The 14,294-nt window shown below is 55.8% G+C and carries 13 protein-coding genes, 1 pseudogene and 1 other annotated feature; of the genes and pseudogenes, 6 read left to right on the top strand and 8 right to left on the bottom strand.

Annotated features, from left to right (window positions below; genetic code table 11):
- Positions 1 to 21 precede the first annotated feature (21 nt).
- The 5 genes and pseudogenes from trpA to BEI65_RS07945 all read right to left on the bottom strand — a co-directional run bounded on the left by trpA (position 22) and on the right by BEI65_RS07945 (position 6,571).
- Positions 22 to 828 (bottom strand): tryptophan synthase subunit alpha, encoded by an 807-nt coding sequence (gene trpA, locus BEI65_RS07920; protein WP_099062852.1) that lies wholly within the window; start codon positions 826 to 828, stop codon positions 22 to 24.
- Positions 828 to 2,018 carry a tryptophan synthase subunit beta gene (gene trpB, locus BEI65_RS07925; RefSeq protein ID WP_099062853.1) on the bottom strand — a complete coding sequence of 397 codons (1,191 nt, stop codon included), beginning with the start codon at positions 2,016 to 2,018 and terminating at the stop codon, positions 828 to 830. Before trpB ends, trpA begins: the two co-directional genes overlap by 1 nt.
- A gap of 31 nt (positions 2,019 to 2,049) precedes the next feature.
- Positions 2,050 to 3,411: a bifunctional indole-3-glycerol-phosphate synthase TrpC/phosphoribosylanthranilate isomerase TrpF gene (gene trpCF, locus BEI65_RS07930; RefSeq protein WP_198404420.1), complete on the bottom strand. Its 1,362-nt coding sequence runs from the start codon at positions 3,409 to 3,411 to the stop codon at positions 2,050 to 2,052.
- A 3-nt stretch (positions 3,412 to 3,414) separates the two neighbouring features.
- Positions 3,415 to 5,009 (bottom strand): annotated as a pseudogene (gene trpD, locus BEI65_RS27125) (bifunctional anthranilate synthase glutamate amidotransferase component TrpG/anthranilate phosphoribosyltransferase TrpD).
- Positions 5,009 to 6,571 carry an anthranilate synthase component 1 gene (locus BEI65_RS07945; protein WP_099062857.1) on the bottom strand — a complete coding sequence of 521 codons (1,563 nt, stop codon included), beginning with the start codon at positions 6,569 to 6,571 and terminating at the stop codon, positions 5,009 to 5,011. Before BEI65_RS07945 ends, trpD begins: the two are co-directional and overlap by 1 nt.
- A gap of 25 nt (positions 6,572 to 6,596) precedes the next feature.
- Positions 6,597 to 6,700: a sequence feature (Trp leader region), on the bottom strand.
- A gap of 243 nt (positions 6,701 to 6,943) precedes the next feature.
- Between BEI65_RS07945 and BEI65_RS07950 the strand changes: the two genes are divergently transcribed.
- The 5 genes from BEI65_RS07950 (at position 6,944) to rluB (ending at position 11,047) form a co-directional block, all read left to right on the top strand.
- Positions 6,944 to 7,831, top strand: a complete 888-nt coding sequence (locus BEI65_RS07950; RefSeq protein ID WP_099062858.1) for a PHP domain-containing protein — start codon at positions 6,944 to 6,946, stop codon at positions 7,829 to 7,831.
- 48 nt (positions 7,832 to 7,879) lie between these two features.
- Positions 7,880 to 8,500, top strand: coding sequence for an L-threonylcarbamoyladenylate synthase (locus BEI65_RS07955; protein WP_099062859.1), 621 nt, complete (start codon positions 7,880 to 7,882; stop codon positions 8,498 to 8,500).
- A gap of 114 nt (positions 8,501 to 8,614) precedes the next feature.
- Entirely contained in the window at positions 8,615 to 8,974 is a 360-nt protein-coding gene (locus tag BEI65_RS07960) for a Rap1a/Tai family immunity protein (RefSeq protein ID WP_099062860.1), read from the top strand.
- Between the two features lie 148 nt (positions 8,975 to 9,122).
- Complete coding sequence (locus BEI65_RS07965; RefSeq protein ID WP_099062861.1) at positions 9,123 to 9,920, top strand: alpha/beta fold hydrolase; 798 nt, start codon at positions 9,123 to 9,125, stop codon at positions 9,918 to 9,920.
- A 230-nt stretch (positions 9,921 to 10,150) separates the two neighbouring features.
- Positions 10,151 to 11,047: a 23S rRNA pseudouridine(2605) synthase RluB gene (gene rluB, locus BEI65_RS07970; protein WP_085117041.1), complete on the top strand. Its 897-nt coding sequence runs from the start codon at positions 10,151 to 10,153 to the stop codon at positions 11,045 to 11,047.
- A 44-nt stretch (positions 11,048 to 11,091) separates the two neighbouring features.
- Here rluB and cobO read toward each other — a convergent pair whose 3' ends face one another.
- A complete protein-coding gene (cobO, locus tag BEI65_RS07975; protein WP_099062862.1) occupies positions 11,092 to 11,682 on the bottom strand; it encodes a cob(I)yrinic acid a,c-diamide adenosyltransferase in 591 nt (196 codons plus the stop codon).
- A gap of 13 nt (positions 11,683 to 11,695) precedes the next feature.
- Positions 11,696 to 12,457 (bottom strand): YciK family oxidoreductase, encoded by a 762-nt coding sequence (locus tag BEI65_RS07980; protein ID WP_099062863.1) that lies wholly within the window; start codon positions 12,455 to 12,457, stop codon positions 11,696 to 11,698.
- A 360-nt stretch (positions 12,458 to 12,817) separates the two neighbouring features.
- On the opposite strand from BEI65_RS07980, the gene sohB reads away from it, so the two are divergent.
- Positions 12,818 to 13,864 carry a protease SohB gene (sohB, locus tag BEI65_RS07985; RefSeq protein WP_099062864.1) on the top strand — a complete coding sequence of 349 codons (1,047 nt, stop codon included), beginning with the start codon at positions 12,818 to 12,820 and terminating at the stop codon, positions 13,862 to 13,864.
- Positions 13,865 to 13,910: 46 nt separating this feature from the next.
- Here the strand turns inward: sohB and BEI65_RS07990 are convergent, their stop codons facing one another.
- On the bottom strand, positions 13,911 to 14,162 hold the full coding sequence (locus tag BEI65_RS07990; RefSeq protein WP_099062865.1) for a YciN family protein: 252 nt from the start codon (positions 14,160 to 14,162) through the stop codon (positions 13,911 to 13,913).
- Positions 14,163 to 14,294 lie beyond the last annotated feature (132 nt).

Genomic DNA, 14,294 nt, shown 5'->3' on the forward strand with positions numbered 1-14,294 from the left:
TCTGCACCCGTTATTGGGGAATTACGCCCGGGTTGCGGCCTTCATTTCACTGACAAAGGTCGCCAGTCGGGTCAGCATTTCGGCCGGTTGCGCTTGGTTTTGCTCAATAATCTTGACGATCGCCGAGCCGGATATCGCCCCGGCAGCCCCGGCCTGCAGTGCATCACGCACCTGAGCCGGCTCGGAAATGCCAAACCCTTGCAGCGGGGGGGCTGCATGGTATTCACGCAGTTTGTTCACCAGGTGATGCAGTGGCAATTGCGCGCGACTTTCGGTCCCGGTTACGCCAGCGCGTGACAACAGGTAGGTGTATCCCCTGCCGTGTGAGGAGATTTCACGCAGCAAATCATCGTCGGCATTTGGCGGGCAGATAAAGATCGGCGCGATGCCATGGCGGATAGCAGCGGCCCGGAAGGGCGCTGACTCTTCATACGGCACGTCGGCAATCAGCACCGAATCAACGCCCACTTCGGCGCAACGTTGGTAAAACGCATCGATGCCTTTATGGAACACCAGGTTGGCGTACATCAGCAAACCAATGGGGATGCCAGGGTGCTTCTGACGGATGGCGGCCAGCATTTCAAAGCACTGGGTTGGTGTGACGCCAGAGGCGAATGCGCGCAGCGCCGAACTTTGGATGGTTGGGCCGTCAGCCAGTGGATCGGAGAACGGGATACCCAATTCCAGCGCGTCGGCACCGGCTTCAACCAAAGTATTGATGATTTGCAATGACAATGTCGGGTTTGGATCGCCGAGGGTCACGAACGGGACGAAGGCGCCTTCCTTGTTGCTTGCCAGGCGGTCGAACAGTTGCTGGTAACGTTCCATCAGATTTCTCCCCGTGCTTTCAGAATGTCGTGAACGGTAAATATGTCTTTGTCGCCGCGGCCAGACAGGTTAACCACCAGGATCTGTTCCTTTTGCGGTGTTTCACGGATCATTTTCAGCGCGTGTGCCAGGGCATGGGAAGACTCCAGCGCCGGGATAATCCCTTCGCTACGCGATAGCGCTTTGAAGGCGTCCAACGCCTCGTCATCGGTAATCGACACATATTCTGCGCGACCAATGCTGTTCAGATAGGCGTGCTGCGGCCCAACGGAAGGGAAGTCGAGCCCCGCCGAAATGGAATAGGACTCTTCAATCTGGCCTTCGGAAGTCTGCATCATCGGCGCTTTCATGCCGAAATAGATCCCCACGTGGCCGTGCTTCAAGGGGGCGCCGTGCTGACCGGTTTCAATACCCAGACCGGCGGGTTCAACGCCGATCAGACCCACGCTGGCATCATCGATAAAGTCAGCGAACATGCCGATGGCGTTGGAGCCACCACCGACACAGGCCAGTACCGCATCCGGCAGGCGGCCTTCGCGTTCCAGCATCTGCGCTTTGGTTTCCTCACCGATCATGCGCTGGAATTCACGTACGATGGTTGGATACGGATGTGGGCCTGCTGCGGTACCCAACATATAGTGGGCGGTTTCGTAGCTGCCGGACCAGTCGCGCAGTGCTTCGTTACAGGCGTCTTTCAGCGTAGAAGAACCGCTATGCACCGGGATCACTTCCGCCCCCATCAGACGCATGCGGAAGACGTTCGGTGACTGGCGTTCAATATCTTTGGCACCCATATAGATGCGACACTTCAGGCCGAGCAAGGCACAGGCCAGGGCCGAGGCAACGCCATGCTGACCGGCACCGGTTTCGGCGATGATTTCGGTTTTGCCCATGCGTTTGGCCAACAGTGCCTGACCCAACACCTGGTTGGTTTTGTGTGCGCCGCCGTGCAGCAAGTCTTCACGTTTCAGGTACAGCTTGGTTTTGGTACCGGCAGTGAGGTTTCTGCACAGCGTCAGCGCCGTTGGGCGACCGGCGTAGTTTTTCAGCAGGTCGATAAATTCAGCCTGGAACTCCGGGTCGCGCTGTGCGCTGACAAAGGCTTCTTCCAGTTGTTTTAAGGCCGGCATCAGAATCTGTGGCACATATTGGCCACCAAATTCGCCGAAGTAGGGGTTAAGCAGCGTCATTATAGTTCCCGTTATTATCCGTTAATGATCTTCAGTAAGCGCGCAGGGTCTGGAACACCGCCGCCAGACGGGCAGGATCCTTAATGCCGGGCTGGCTCTCAACGCCGGAGTTAAAGTCCAGACCGGCGCAGCCGAGCTTGGCCGCGTCAACACAGTTGTCTGCACCCAGGCCACCGGCCAGCATCACGTTTTCCAGGTTTTCACCCTGGAGTACCGACCAGTCGAAACGTTGCCCGGTGCCGCCCGCGCCGTTATCCAGCAGGTAGCGGTCAACGTGCTGCAAATCGCGCTTTGGCAAATGGTCTTTCACGCTCAGCGCCTTCCAAATCTGACAGTCGATCGGCAGTTCGGCGCGCAGGGCGGTGATATAGGTTTGGTCTTCCGCACCGTGCAGTTGCACTGCTTTCAGGCCCAGACGTGCGACAGTCTGTACTACCGTTTCTACCTGTGCGTCACAGAACACGCCGACGTATTTCAGCGGAGCGCCGGAAATGACTTCACGGGCACGGGTGATATCGACATAGCGCGGGGAGCGCCCGACAAAAATCAGCCCACCGTAGACGGCACCTGCCTGATAGGCCGCGGCGGCGTCTTGCGGACGGGTCAGCCCACAAACTTTATTGTCGCCGAGCATCACCCGGCGCACGGCGGCGCGCAGGTCGGGTTCCGACATCAATGCACTGCCAATCAGAAAACCGTTGGCAAAGTGGCTCAGTTCGCGGATCTGGCCGTAGTTGTTGATGCCGGACTCGCTGATCACCGTCACGCCGTGTGGCACGCGTGGCGCCAACTGACGAGTGCGATCCAGATCGATGCTCAGATCGCGCAGATCGCGGTTATTGATGCCCACCACGCGCGCTTCCAGAGCAATGGCCCGTTGCAGCTCTTCTTCACTGATCACTTCGGTCAGCACGCCCATGTTCAGGCTGTGCGCCACTGCGGCTAACTGACGGTATTGATCGTCATTAAGCACCGACAGCATCAGCAGGATGGCATCGGCCTGATAGAAACGAGCCAGGTAGATCTGGTACGGATCGATAATAAAATCTTTGCACAGTACCGGCTGTGTCACCGTCTTGCTGACCAGCGGCAGAAAATCGAAGCTGCCCTGGAAGTATTTTTCATCGGTCAGCACCGAGATCGCCGAGGCGAAATCCTTGTAGACCTCAGCGATTTCCACCGGATCAAAGTTTTCGCGGATCAACCCTTTGGAAGGGGATGCCTTTTTACATTCAAGAATAAACGCCGTTCTGGCTCCCTCTAACGCGTGGTAAAAACCGCGTTCACTCGGGACGATTTCATTCTGAAAACTGGCCAGTGGCTGTTGTTGCTGTCGTGCTGCGACCCATTGCGCTTTGTCACGAACAATCTTGTTGAGCACGGTTTCCTGCATCATTTATCCTCTTGCTGCCAGTGCGGTGACGCGCTCGTAAGCTTGTCCGCTGTGAATCATGTCCAGTGCCTGCTGCGCGTTTTGGCGCAGGTCTTCATGCCCGAATAACTTCAGCAGCAGCGCCACGTTAGCGGCTACCGCAGCGGCGTGCGCCGGGTCACCTTTACCTTGTAACAACCTTGCCAGAATGTCACGATTTTCTTCCGGTGAGCCGCCCAGCAGGGCTTCCAGCGGGTAGCTTTGCAGCCCGAAGGACTGTGGCGTCAACTGATAGCTTTCAATTTCACCGTTGTTCAATTCGGCCACATGAGTAGTCGCATGGATAGCCACTTCATCCATTCCGCCGCCGTGCACCACCGCTGCCCGTTGATAATCCAGCACGCGCAGGGTTTCGGCAATCGGCAGCACCAGTTCCGGGCTGTAAACGCCGATCAGCGCCAGCGGTGGACGTGCCGGGTTGATCAACGGGCCGAGCACGTTGAACACCGTACGGGTTTTCAGTTGCTGGCGTACCGGCATCGCATGGCGGAAACCGGTGTGATATTGCGGGGCGAACAGGAAGCACACGCCCAGTTCGTCCAGTGCCTTACGCGCTTCTTCCGCCGGCAAATCCAGGCGAATGCCAAACGCCGCCAGCAGATCAGAGGAGCCGGACCGGCTGGAAACGCTGCGGTTGCCGTGTTTGGCCACTTTGGCGCCGCATGCTGCTGCCACAAAGGCACTGGCGGTGGAAATATTAATGCTGTTGGTGCCGTCGCCACCGGTGCCGACGATATCGGCAAACGGGTAATCCGGGCGTGGGAACGGCAGGGCATCGGCCAGCAGCGCTTTGGCCGCTCCGGCGATCTCCTCCGGGCGTTCGCCGCGAATTTTCATGCTGATCAGTGCCGCTGCCAATTGGCTTGGTTCCAGCTCACCGCGCACGATGGCGCTGAATAACTGCTGACTTTCCTGTTGGTCCATCGACTCTGAGCGGTACAGTTTTTCAAGAATAGTTTGCATCGTCGTATCCCTCGTTATTTCGCCAGCGCCCAGGCCAGTGTCTGCTCAAGCAAACGCGCGCCGTGGGTGGTCAGGATCGATTCCGGATGGAACTGGAAACCGCATACGCGATGCTGGTCATGACGTACTGCCATCACCATCTCGCCAAACTGGGCGTTGACGGTGAGCTCGGCCGGGATATTGCTGCCGACCAGTGAGTGATAGCGTGCCACCGGCAGTGGGTTCACCATCCCGGCAAACATCCCTTCGCCGTCGTGGCTGATGGCCGAGGCCTTGCCGTGCAAGATCTCACCGGCCTGACCAACGTGGCCGCCGTAGGCTTCGACAATCGCCTGATGACCCAGACAGATGCCGATAATCGGCAACTGGCCGCGCAGGCGTTGTAACAGTTCCGGCATGCAACCGGCTTCGGACGGGGTACCCGGACCCGGTGACAGCATCAGAACCGGCTGTTCCAACTGCTGCAGGCGTTCGATAATCACTTCGGCAGAAATCTGGTTACGGTAAATTACCACCTGATGACCGCTGGCACGCAACTGGTCGACCAGGTTATAGGTAAAGGAATCAACGTTATCGAGCAGTAAGATATCGGCCATCAGAACACCTCCTTGGCCTGGTGCGCGCTGGCAATGGCACGCAGCACGGCTCGTGCCTTATTACGGGTCTCATCGGCTTCCGCCTGAGGAACAGAATCCAGCACCACACCGGCGCCGGCTTGCACGGTTGCAATGCCGTCTTCAACATACGCGGAGCGGATGACAATACAGGTATCCAAATCGCCGGTGGCAGTGAAATAACCGACTGCACCGCCGTAGCTGCCGCGACGCGTGCCTTCAGAGGCGGCAATTAACTGCATGGCGCGTACTTTTGGCGCACCGCTCAGGGTGCCCATGTTCATGCAGGCCTGGTAGGCGTGCAGCACGTCGAGGTCGGCGCGCAGGGTGCCAATCACCCGGGAAACCAGGTGCATCACGAATGAGTAGCGGTCCACTTTGGTCAGGTCGGCCACATAGCGGCTACCGGCCTGACAGATGCGCGCCAAATCGTTACGCGCCAGATCGACCAGCATCAGGTGTTCGGCCAGTTCTTTGTGATCGGTGCGCATTTCCAGCTCGATACGGCTGTCGAGATCCAGATCCAGCGAACCATCGGCGCGACGCCCGCGAGGACGGGTACCGGCAATCGGGTAGATTTCGATCTGGCGGTTGCCGGCATCGTATTTCAGCGCGCTTTCCGGCGAAGCCCCGAACAGGGTGAATTCATCATCCTGCATATAGAACATATACGGGCTTGGGTTGTTGTCTTTCAGCGTTTGATAAGCGGCCAGCGGGGCCGGGCACGGCAGTGAGAAACGGCGCGATGGTACGACCTGGAAGATTTCGCCCTGACGGATGGCCTGTTGCAATTCGCTGACGACCGCACCGTATTCTTCATCGGTCTGGTTGCAGCTCAGCTGCATGTCTTCCAGTTTCTGGTGCGGGATAGGCTGCGGCGTCTGTTTCAATTGAACCTGCAGCTGTTCCAGACGCTGTTGCAGACGTTGCTCTTCCGCCGTGTCGGCAGTGAAAACGCTGGCCTGCAGACGGGCAACGCCGCGCTGGTGATCCAGCACCAGCAGGGTTTCCGCCAGATAGAAACAGAAGTCCGGGCAGCGCTGATCCTGTCGCAGTTCCGGCAGGTCTTCAAAACCGGCGACCAGATCGTAGGCAAACAGGCCGCCAAGCATCACCGCTTCACGTTCGTCAGCCGGGGAGTCAACCAGCGTCAGCAGGGTGCGCAGTGCATCAAACACCGACAGCGAACGCAGGCGGGCATCTTCATCCTGAATGGCATCAATCACCGGGAAGGTCAGTTCACGCCCATCAGGACGTACCTGGATCTGGACTTCGGCCGGCAGGGCTTCGTCCAGCAACGGCAGCATCGCCGCGCCGTTGGCGGTCAGCGCCTGCAGCGTCACGGTGCGGCCCAGAGCGGTGATGCGCAGGGCACTGTCGATCACCAACAGGCTTTGCAGGTTTTGCTTGCTGTTGATTTCAGCCGACTCCAGCAGCAGGGTGGCCGGACGAGCGCCGCACAACTGGTGGAAAATGGTGGTCGGATCGCCCCGGTAACTGGCCTCCGCCTTCAGTAATTTGAGTTGTGGTTTGATGTTCATCATTGGTGGTTCCAGTTAAAATTTATCCATAAAAAAGCCCGCGTTACCAGCGGGCTTAGGGAATCTGCAGTGTCAGATGACAGGTATGCGTGATTACTCCGCCCGAGAAAGGGAGTGACGCCACCAACGAAGAAGAGAAGTTTGCTTATTCATTTCTATGCTCTCTTGTTTATCATCCAACCAGGGAACTGCCCTGAACTTGTGTACTAGTTAACTGGTTCGTGGGAATAAAGTCAACCCTCTTTTCGCACAATGTTTTAGCGGCAAGCGTGAATTATTTTCATCAGCGGGAAGGGGCCTCGGACCAGAATAGATTTCCGTCCGCCGGGCGATCGCGGGTATGATAGAAGACCAAGCCATTGCCGGATATTCCTTTTGACAGACAGCAGCCCCCAACCTTCCGCATTTACTCTCTACGACCTCCACAGCCATACCACCGCCTCTGACGGCTATTTGACGCCGGCGCAGCTGGTGCAGCGGGCGGTTGAAATGCGGGTGGGCGTACTGGCGATTACCGACCACGACACCACCGCGGGCCTGGCCGCAGCGGCGGCAACTATTGCTGAATTATCGCTACCGTTGCAGTTGGTTAACGGGGTAGAGATCTCCACGCTGTGGGAAAACCACGAGATCCATATCGTGGGGCTGGGGATAGAGACCACGCACCCGGCGATGGTGCAGCTGTTGGCCGAACAGACCGAGCGCCGTCACCTGCGCGCCCATGAAATAGGCGTGCGACTGGCCAAGGCGCGTATTGAAGGTGCTTTTGAAGGCGCACAAAAATTGGCAGACGGCGGGGCGGTGACCCGTGGCCACTTTGCCCGTTATCTGGTGCAGATCGGCATGGCCGATAATATGGCTCAGGTGTTCAAGAAATACCTGGCCAAAGGCAAAACCGGCTACGTTCCGCCACAGTGGTGTACAATAGAACAAGCCATTGATGTGATTCATCAATCTGGCGGCCAGGCGGTGATAGCGCACCCGGGCCGTTACGACCTGACGGCCAAATGGCTGAAGCGGTTGCTGGCGCACTTTGCGGAACATGGCGGTGATGCCATGGAAGTTGCGCAGTGTCAGCAGGCGCCGCATGAGCGTTCGCAATTGGCGAAGTATGCGCAGGAATATCAATTATTGGCGTCGCAGGGCTCTGATTTCCATCAGCCCTGCTCGTGGATCGAACTGGGCCGTAAACTGTGGTTACCCGGCGGTGTTGAACCCGTGTGGCGTGACTGGTCGCAGCCACAACTGGCCAAAGTCGATTGATTTAACGTGGGCGATGCCGCCCGCGTGCATCATTTTTAGGAGCAAGTCATGAGTCAGCTTTTTTATATTCATCCAGACAATCCCCAACCGCGACTGATCAATCAGGCGGTGGATGTGCTGCGTAAGGGCGGTGTGATCGTTTATCCCACCGATTCCGGTTACGCGCTGGGCTGCAAGCTGGAAGAAAAGTCGGCGATGGAACGTATCTGTCGCATTCGTCAATTGGACGGCAATCATAACTTTACGCTGATGTGTCGCGATCTGTCTGAGTTATCGACTTACGCTTATGTCGACAATACCGCGTTCCGACTGATCAAAAACAACACTCCCGGTAACTACACCTTCATTCTGAAAGCGACCAAGGAAGTTCCGCGCCGCCTGATGAATGACAAACGTAAAACCATAGGCTTGCGCGTGCCGTCGAACCCGATTGCGCTGGCGTTACTGGAAATATTAAACGAACCGATGATGTCGACTACGTTGATGCTGCCAGGCAATGATTTTGCCGAATCCGACCCGGAAGAAATCAGCGAACACCTGGGTAAACAGGTGGATCTGGTGATCCACGGTGGCTTCCTGGGGCAGCAACCGACCACGGTGGTTGACCTGACCGAGTCCGCACCGGAAGTGCTGCGCGAAGGGGCGGGTGACCCAACGCCTTTCCGTTGATTCATCGCGGTAGTTTTTGCTCATTATTCTGAAAAGTGGCCGAAACGGCGTCATTTAGGGTTAAAGCCGCTATTCTACAATATCAAAAATAGATAATAGGCAGGATGCATAGCGATGATTAAGCGGGTTTCTCTTTTAGCGGCCATATTGTTTTCCTCTGCGGCCAGTGCAGGTTTTTATTCCGGCAGCGCCTTGCTGTCTGAGACCAGCGGCTATGTGAAAAATAAAAATGGTGCAGCCACCGTTGCCGAAGCGCTCGATGGCGGGATGTTTATGGGCTATGTGGCCGGGGTATTTGATACCTTTTCGATGCAGGGCAACCGCAATATTTGCCCGGATGCCGGTATGAGCGTGGGCATGGCCTCGGATGCGGTCATGCAATATTTAAATGAACACCCGGAACAGCTGCACTATTCAGCGCCTTCGGTGATTATGCTGGCGTTAACCGCCGCTTACCCTTGTGAACGGCATTAAAACAGTCCGTTTCGTGCGTATTTTTTCATTAGGTGCGAAGCCTGTTTGTTAGCATCATTTCCCATAGATGAGATCGATAAACGCTGTCATTTTACCACTAGCGCATAAGCCCCTAAGTGATTTAGGGCAATGACGTTTAGGAGACAAAATGACAGCGTTTCGCCATGGCACTCTTTCCCTCGATTATCACGATTCCGGCTCAGGTCCACTGACGTTGCTCTTGCTGCCTGGCTGGTGTGAGCCGAAAACCGTTTTTGCCCCTTTTACCGCACTGGCGGAGCAACAATACCGGGTGATCAGTCTCGACTGGCGTGGCCACGGGCTGTCCGCCGGCGGTGTCGATCTTGCTCTGGGTGCTGAGGATTTGCTGGCGGATTTGCGCCAACTGTTACTTGAACTGCGGGTGGAGCGGTTTGCGACGTTGTCGGTGGCACACGCCAGTTGGATTGCGGTGGCGTTGGCCGAGAGCTTGCCACAGCAGACGCAAGCCATGGTCTTTCTCGATTGGATCATGACTCAGCCTGAACCGGCATTTTTCGATTCGGTGCAACAAATGCAGCGGCCAGAAAAATGGCTGGCGGCACGTGATGAATTGTTTAGTTTCTGGCAGGGGGGAATTGAGCAACCACGGGTTAAACATCATCTGACTGTCGAAATGGCGCAGGAAGATTTTCGCGTTTGGCAGGCGGCTGGCGTAGCGATTGAACAAGCCTATCTGCAGTACCGTTCGCCACTTCACCGGCTGAGTCAATTAAGCTCCCCTCCGGTTTGTCGGCATATTTACTCGCTGGATCGTGATGACGATTACCTGCGGCACCAACAGGGGTTTGCCGTTGACCATCCGTTCTTCTCGGTTGCGCGGCTGGAAGATGCCCGCACTCATCTTGGTATTCTCGAACAGCCGGAGGTGGTATATCGGGAGGTTGTCAATTTTCTCGGTCATTAATTAAATCACTGCGGTTGTTTATCTAACGGGCCTGCGCCCGTTTTCCCTCGCGTGCTGAAGCCATCAATAGCTTTTGATAATCGACCCGACAATAAAGTGGGTTTCAACCCTATTGAAAGCCTGTATAATGCGCGGTTCGATCTATGTAAACGTATTGTTACTACCGTGGCGCTTGACGCCGCGGTAGTCATCCCCCCGACGCCTGTGAAGGCGACACTAGAGGTTGCTCAATGAGCGAGAAGTTACAGAAAGTTTTAGCGCGCGCCGGCCATGGCTCGCGTCGTGAAATCGAAACCATTATTGAAGCCGGTCGCGTCAGCGTCGACGGTAAAGTCGCCAAACTGGGTGATCGCGTTGAAGTAACCGCTTCAATGAAAATCCGTTTGGATGGCCACGTGGTCTCGGTTAAAGAATCCGAAGAAGCGGTTTGCCGCGTACTGGCGTATTACAAGCCGGAAGGCGAACTCTGCACCCGTAGCGATCCTGAAGGCCGTCCGACGGTATTTGATCGCCTGCCTAAACTGCGTGGCTCACGCTGGGTGGCAGTAGGGCGTCTGGACGTCAATACCTCAGGCTTGCTGCTGTTCACCACTGATGGTGAACTGGCGAACCGCCTGATGCACCCAAGCCGTGAAGTTGAGCGTGAATATGCGGTGCGTGTATTTGGTCAGATTGATGACGAAAAAATCAAGCAACTGAGCAAGGGCGTTCAGCTGGAAGACGGCCCGGCCGCTTTCCGCACCATCAGTTTCCAGGGTGGCGAAGGCATTAACCAGTGGTACAACGTCACTTTGACCGAAGGGCGTAACCGTGAAGTTCGTCGTCTTTGGGAAGCGGTTGGCGTGCAGGTGAGTCGCCTGATCCGTGTGCGTTACGGCGATATCGATCTGCCGAAAGGCCTGCCGCGTGGCGGTTGGACCGAGCTGGACTTGCCGGCAATTAACTATCTGCGCGAACTGGTTGAGTTAAAACCGGAAACCGTTAGCAAGATGCCGATTGAGCGTGAACGTCGCCGCGTGAAAGCCAATCAGATCCGTCGTGCCGTCAAGCGCCATACCCAGGTGGCCGGCAGCGGACGTCGCAGTGCGGCAGGCAGCAAGCCTGGCAAGCCCGCCAAGCGTAGCTAATCATTACGCCGCAACCCTCTCCGGGCTGCGGCGTTTTCTTTGCGTTACCAGTCAATTCCCTGTTGTGCCTTGATACCCGCGTCAAATGCGTGTTTCACCGGTCGCATCTCCGTGACCGTATCCGCCAGCTCCAACAGATCTCTATGGCATCCTCGCCCGGTGATAATCACCGTCTGGTGTGCAGGGCGTTGTCGTAGCGCCTCCAGCAGCTCATCCAGCTCAAGGTACCCGTAGCTGACCATGTAGGTCAGTTCGTCCAGTAGTACCAGATCCAGGCTGCTGTCGGCCAACATACGCTTGCCGTGTTGCCATACGGCCTGACAAGCGGCGGTATCGCTGGCTTTATCCTGGGTTTCCCAGGTAAAACCGGTGGCCATCACCTGAAACTCAACGCCGTGCTGCTGCAGCAGATTCTTTTCGCCGTTCGGCCACTCTCCCTTGATGAACTGAATGACGGCGGCTTTCATCCCGTGGCCGACAGCGCGAGTCAGAGTGCCAAATGCTGCGGTAGTCTTGCCCTTGCCGTTACCGGTGAAAACCAGCAGTAAACCCCGTGCATCCTGAGCCGCAGCGATGCGGGCATCGACCTGTTCTTTCAGGCGCTGCTGGCGTTGTTGGTGACGATCTTCAGCCATGATAAAGCCCCTTTTATTCGGCGGCGCCGGGTTTACGGTTTGGCTGGGCATCGAAGCTCATGCCGGTTTTACGGCGGCTGTCATCGCCCATCAGATAGAGGTAAAGCGGCATAATATCAGCCGGGGTTTTTAGCTTGCTTTTGTCTTCGTGCGGGAAGGCTGATGCGCGCATTTGGGTGCGTGTTCCACCAGGATTGATGCAATTTACCCGAAGATGGCGACTTTTGTATTCATCGGCCAACACCTGCATCATGCCCTCGGTGGCGAACTTGGACACCGCATAGGCACCCCAGTTGGCACGTCCGGTACGGCCGACGCTGGAACTGGTAAAGACCAGCGATCCGGCGTTGGATTTCAGCAGCAATGGCAGCAGCGCCTGAGTGAGCATAAAGGTCGCGTTGACGTTCACCTGCATCACCTCATTCCACATTGCCATCGACAGCCCGGCCATGGGAGCGATATCACCCAGCAGACCGGCGTTATGCAGCACGCCGTCGAGGCGTGGGACATGAGTTGCTAATTCTTGGGCCACCTGTTGGCACTGCTCCTGGGTGGTATGCAGCAGATCCAGCGTGATGATGTAGGTTGGCGCACTGCTGAGTTTTGCGATCTCGGCTTGTACCGCCTGCAACTTGCTTTCGGTACGCCCCAACAGCACCAGCTGTGCGCCAAATTTGGCGTAAGTGAGTGCCGCTTCGCGACCGATGCCGTCACCGGCGCCGGTGACCAAAATGATACGTTTTTCCAGCAGATCTTGTTTAGGTTGGTAATGCACAATAATTCCTCGCGCCTTGGTGGCTGGTCTCCCGCTTGCATCGGGGAGGGGTGTGGATTGAGGGGCCATGACAGGAGCTAAGGCTCGACCGCATGCAGGGCCCCGCAGCGAATTTGGATCATCATGTTGATGAATAATCCGTGTTATATGCCTTAAATGGATCGTATTTTCAATGATTAGGCAGCAGAATCGTCATTCTTTTGTAACAAAAAGGGAACAGCAGCGGCTTGGTTAAGCCCAAATGTGCCCACATAGTAAAAAGGTATCACAAGGATTTTTTATTTAGCCGCGACAGCCACCGCGTCGGTTGGCTAGAATGAATGAGATCATACTAACAACCTGTTAATAAAGGCGGAATCTGTGGAGTTTATATCTGTTTATGGCCTGTTTTTGGCCAAAGTCGCGACGGTAGTGATTGCTATCGCCGCGCTGGCGTTGCTGGCGGTCAGCCTGGGGCAACGCAAGAACCGCCAGAAAGGGGAACTGCAGTTGACTGACCTCGGCGAACAATATCGCGACATGCAGCGTGATATGCGGCTGGCGCGCATGGGCGATGCGGAACAAAAGGCCTGGAGCAAACAGTTTAAAAAGCAGACCAAGGCCGACGATAAACTGAAGAAACAGCGTGCCAAAGCCGGTGCGGTTGAAGCCACCAAACCTTGCCTGTACGTACTGGATTTCAAAGGCAGCATGGATGCCCATGAAGTGACTTCACTGCGTGAGGAAATTTCGGCGGTATTGGCAGTAGCGACGCCGCAGGATGAAGTGTTGCTGCGCTTGGAAAGCCCTGGTGGGGTGGTGCACGGCTACGGCCTGGCGTCATCGCAACTGGCACGTTTGCGTACCGGTGGCATTCGCCTGACGGTTGCGGTCGATAAAGTGGCGGCCAGCGGCGGTTATATGATGGCCTGCGTGGCAGATCGCATCGTTGCAGCCCCCTTTGCCATCATCGGTTCCATTGGCGTCGTGGCGCAAATCCCTAACTTCCATCGCTTGCTGAAAAAGAATGATATTGATGTAGAGCTGCACACCGCCGGTGAGTTCAAACGCACGCTGACATTGTTTGGCGAAAATACCGAGCAGGGGCGTGAGAAATTCCGTGAAGATTTGAACGACACCCACGAGCTGTTTAAACAGTTTGTTCATCAACAGCGTCCATCGCTGGATATCGATAGCGTGGCGACCGGTGAGCATTGGTTCGGCACTCAGGCGAAAGACAAAGGGCTGATTGATGCCATTGGCACCAGTGATGATTTGTTGATTGCTGAAATGGAAAACCACGAGGTGGTCGGGGTGCGCTATGCACGCCGTAAACGCATGATGGACCGTTTTACCAGCAGTGCGGCGGAAAGCGTCGATCGTCTGCTGTTACGCTGGTGGCAGCGGGGTGAAAAGCCACTGCTTTAACCGAATGTTTAAACATCAAGGGGGCCATGGCCCCCTTTTTTAATGCTTAATCGACCAAATGGTATTTATCAGAAAACACGTGGGCCAAGTGTTTAAACATATTAAATACAGCGGTAGTTTTTATCGTTGGCAATCCATCCGGATCCAAAAAGAATTCACCGCGGAAAACTAAAACGCTGCCTTTTTGTTCAACATCAGTGGCAACCATACCATGCAGATATTCATCATGCTGGCGAATAAGTTTATTTGCTTCTTCCAGCAGGGCTTCGCGAGCAATAGGTGAGGTATCAGTGCGCATTTATTACACTCCAATGAAAAATTCTGCACATATTCTAACGCCAGTTCGCATTTATCCGCAAACAGACTAAGGTTTATTTGCCGTCTGGATGGCTAGCACTATCTGCCGATTGGCGAAATCTGCCTTTCCGTG

The organism is Serratia sp. BW106 (assembly GCF_002607755.1).
GTDB classification, from domain to species: domain Bacteria; phylum Pseudomonadota; class Gammaproteobacteria; order Enterobacterales; family Enterobacteriaceae; genus Serratia; species Serratia proteamaculans.

Excerpts from the sequence above, each read along its gene's own strand:
- trpA (WP_099062852.1), bottom strand. The coding sequence starts at position 828 with ATGGAACGTTACCAGCAACTGTTCGACCGCCTGGCAAGCAACAAGGAA.
- cobO (WP_099062862.1), bottom strand. The coding sequence starts at position 11,682 with ATGGCTGAAGATCGTCACCAACAACGCCAGCAGCGCCTGAAAGAACAG.
- rluB (WP_085117041.1), top strand. The coding sequence starts at position 10,151 with ATGAGCGAGAAGTTACAGAAAGTTTTAGCGCGCGCCGGCCATGGCTCG.
- BEI65_RS07965 (WP_099062861.1), top strand. The coding sequence starts at position 9,123 with ATGACAGCGTTTCGCCATGGCACTCTTTCCCTCGATTATCACGATTCC.
- trpCF (WP_198404420.1), bottom strand. The coding sequence starts at position 3,411 with ATGCAGGAAACCGTGCTCAACAAGATTGTTCGTGACAAAGCGCAATGG.
- BEI65_RS07990 (WP_099062865.1), bottom strand. The coding sequence starts at position 14,162 with ATGCGCACTGATACCTCACCTATTGCTCGCGAAGCCCTGCTGGAAGAA.
- BEI65_RS07945 (WP_099062857.1), bottom strand. The coding sequence starts at position 6,571 with ATGATGAACATCAAACCACAACTCAAATTACTGAAGGCGGAGGCCAGT.
- BEI65_RS07960 (WP_099062860.1), top strand. The coding sequence starts at position 8,615 with ATGATTAAGCGGGTTTCTCTTTTAGCGGCCATATTGTTTTCCTCTGCG.
- BEI65_RS07955 (WP_099062859.1), top strand. The coding sequence starts at position 7,880 with ATGAGTCAGCTTTTTTATATTCATCCAGACAATCCCCAACCGCGACTG.
- trpB (WP_099062853.1), bottom strand. The coding sequence starts at position 2,018 with ATGACGCTGCTTAACCCCTACTTCGGCGAATTTGGTGGCCAATATGTG.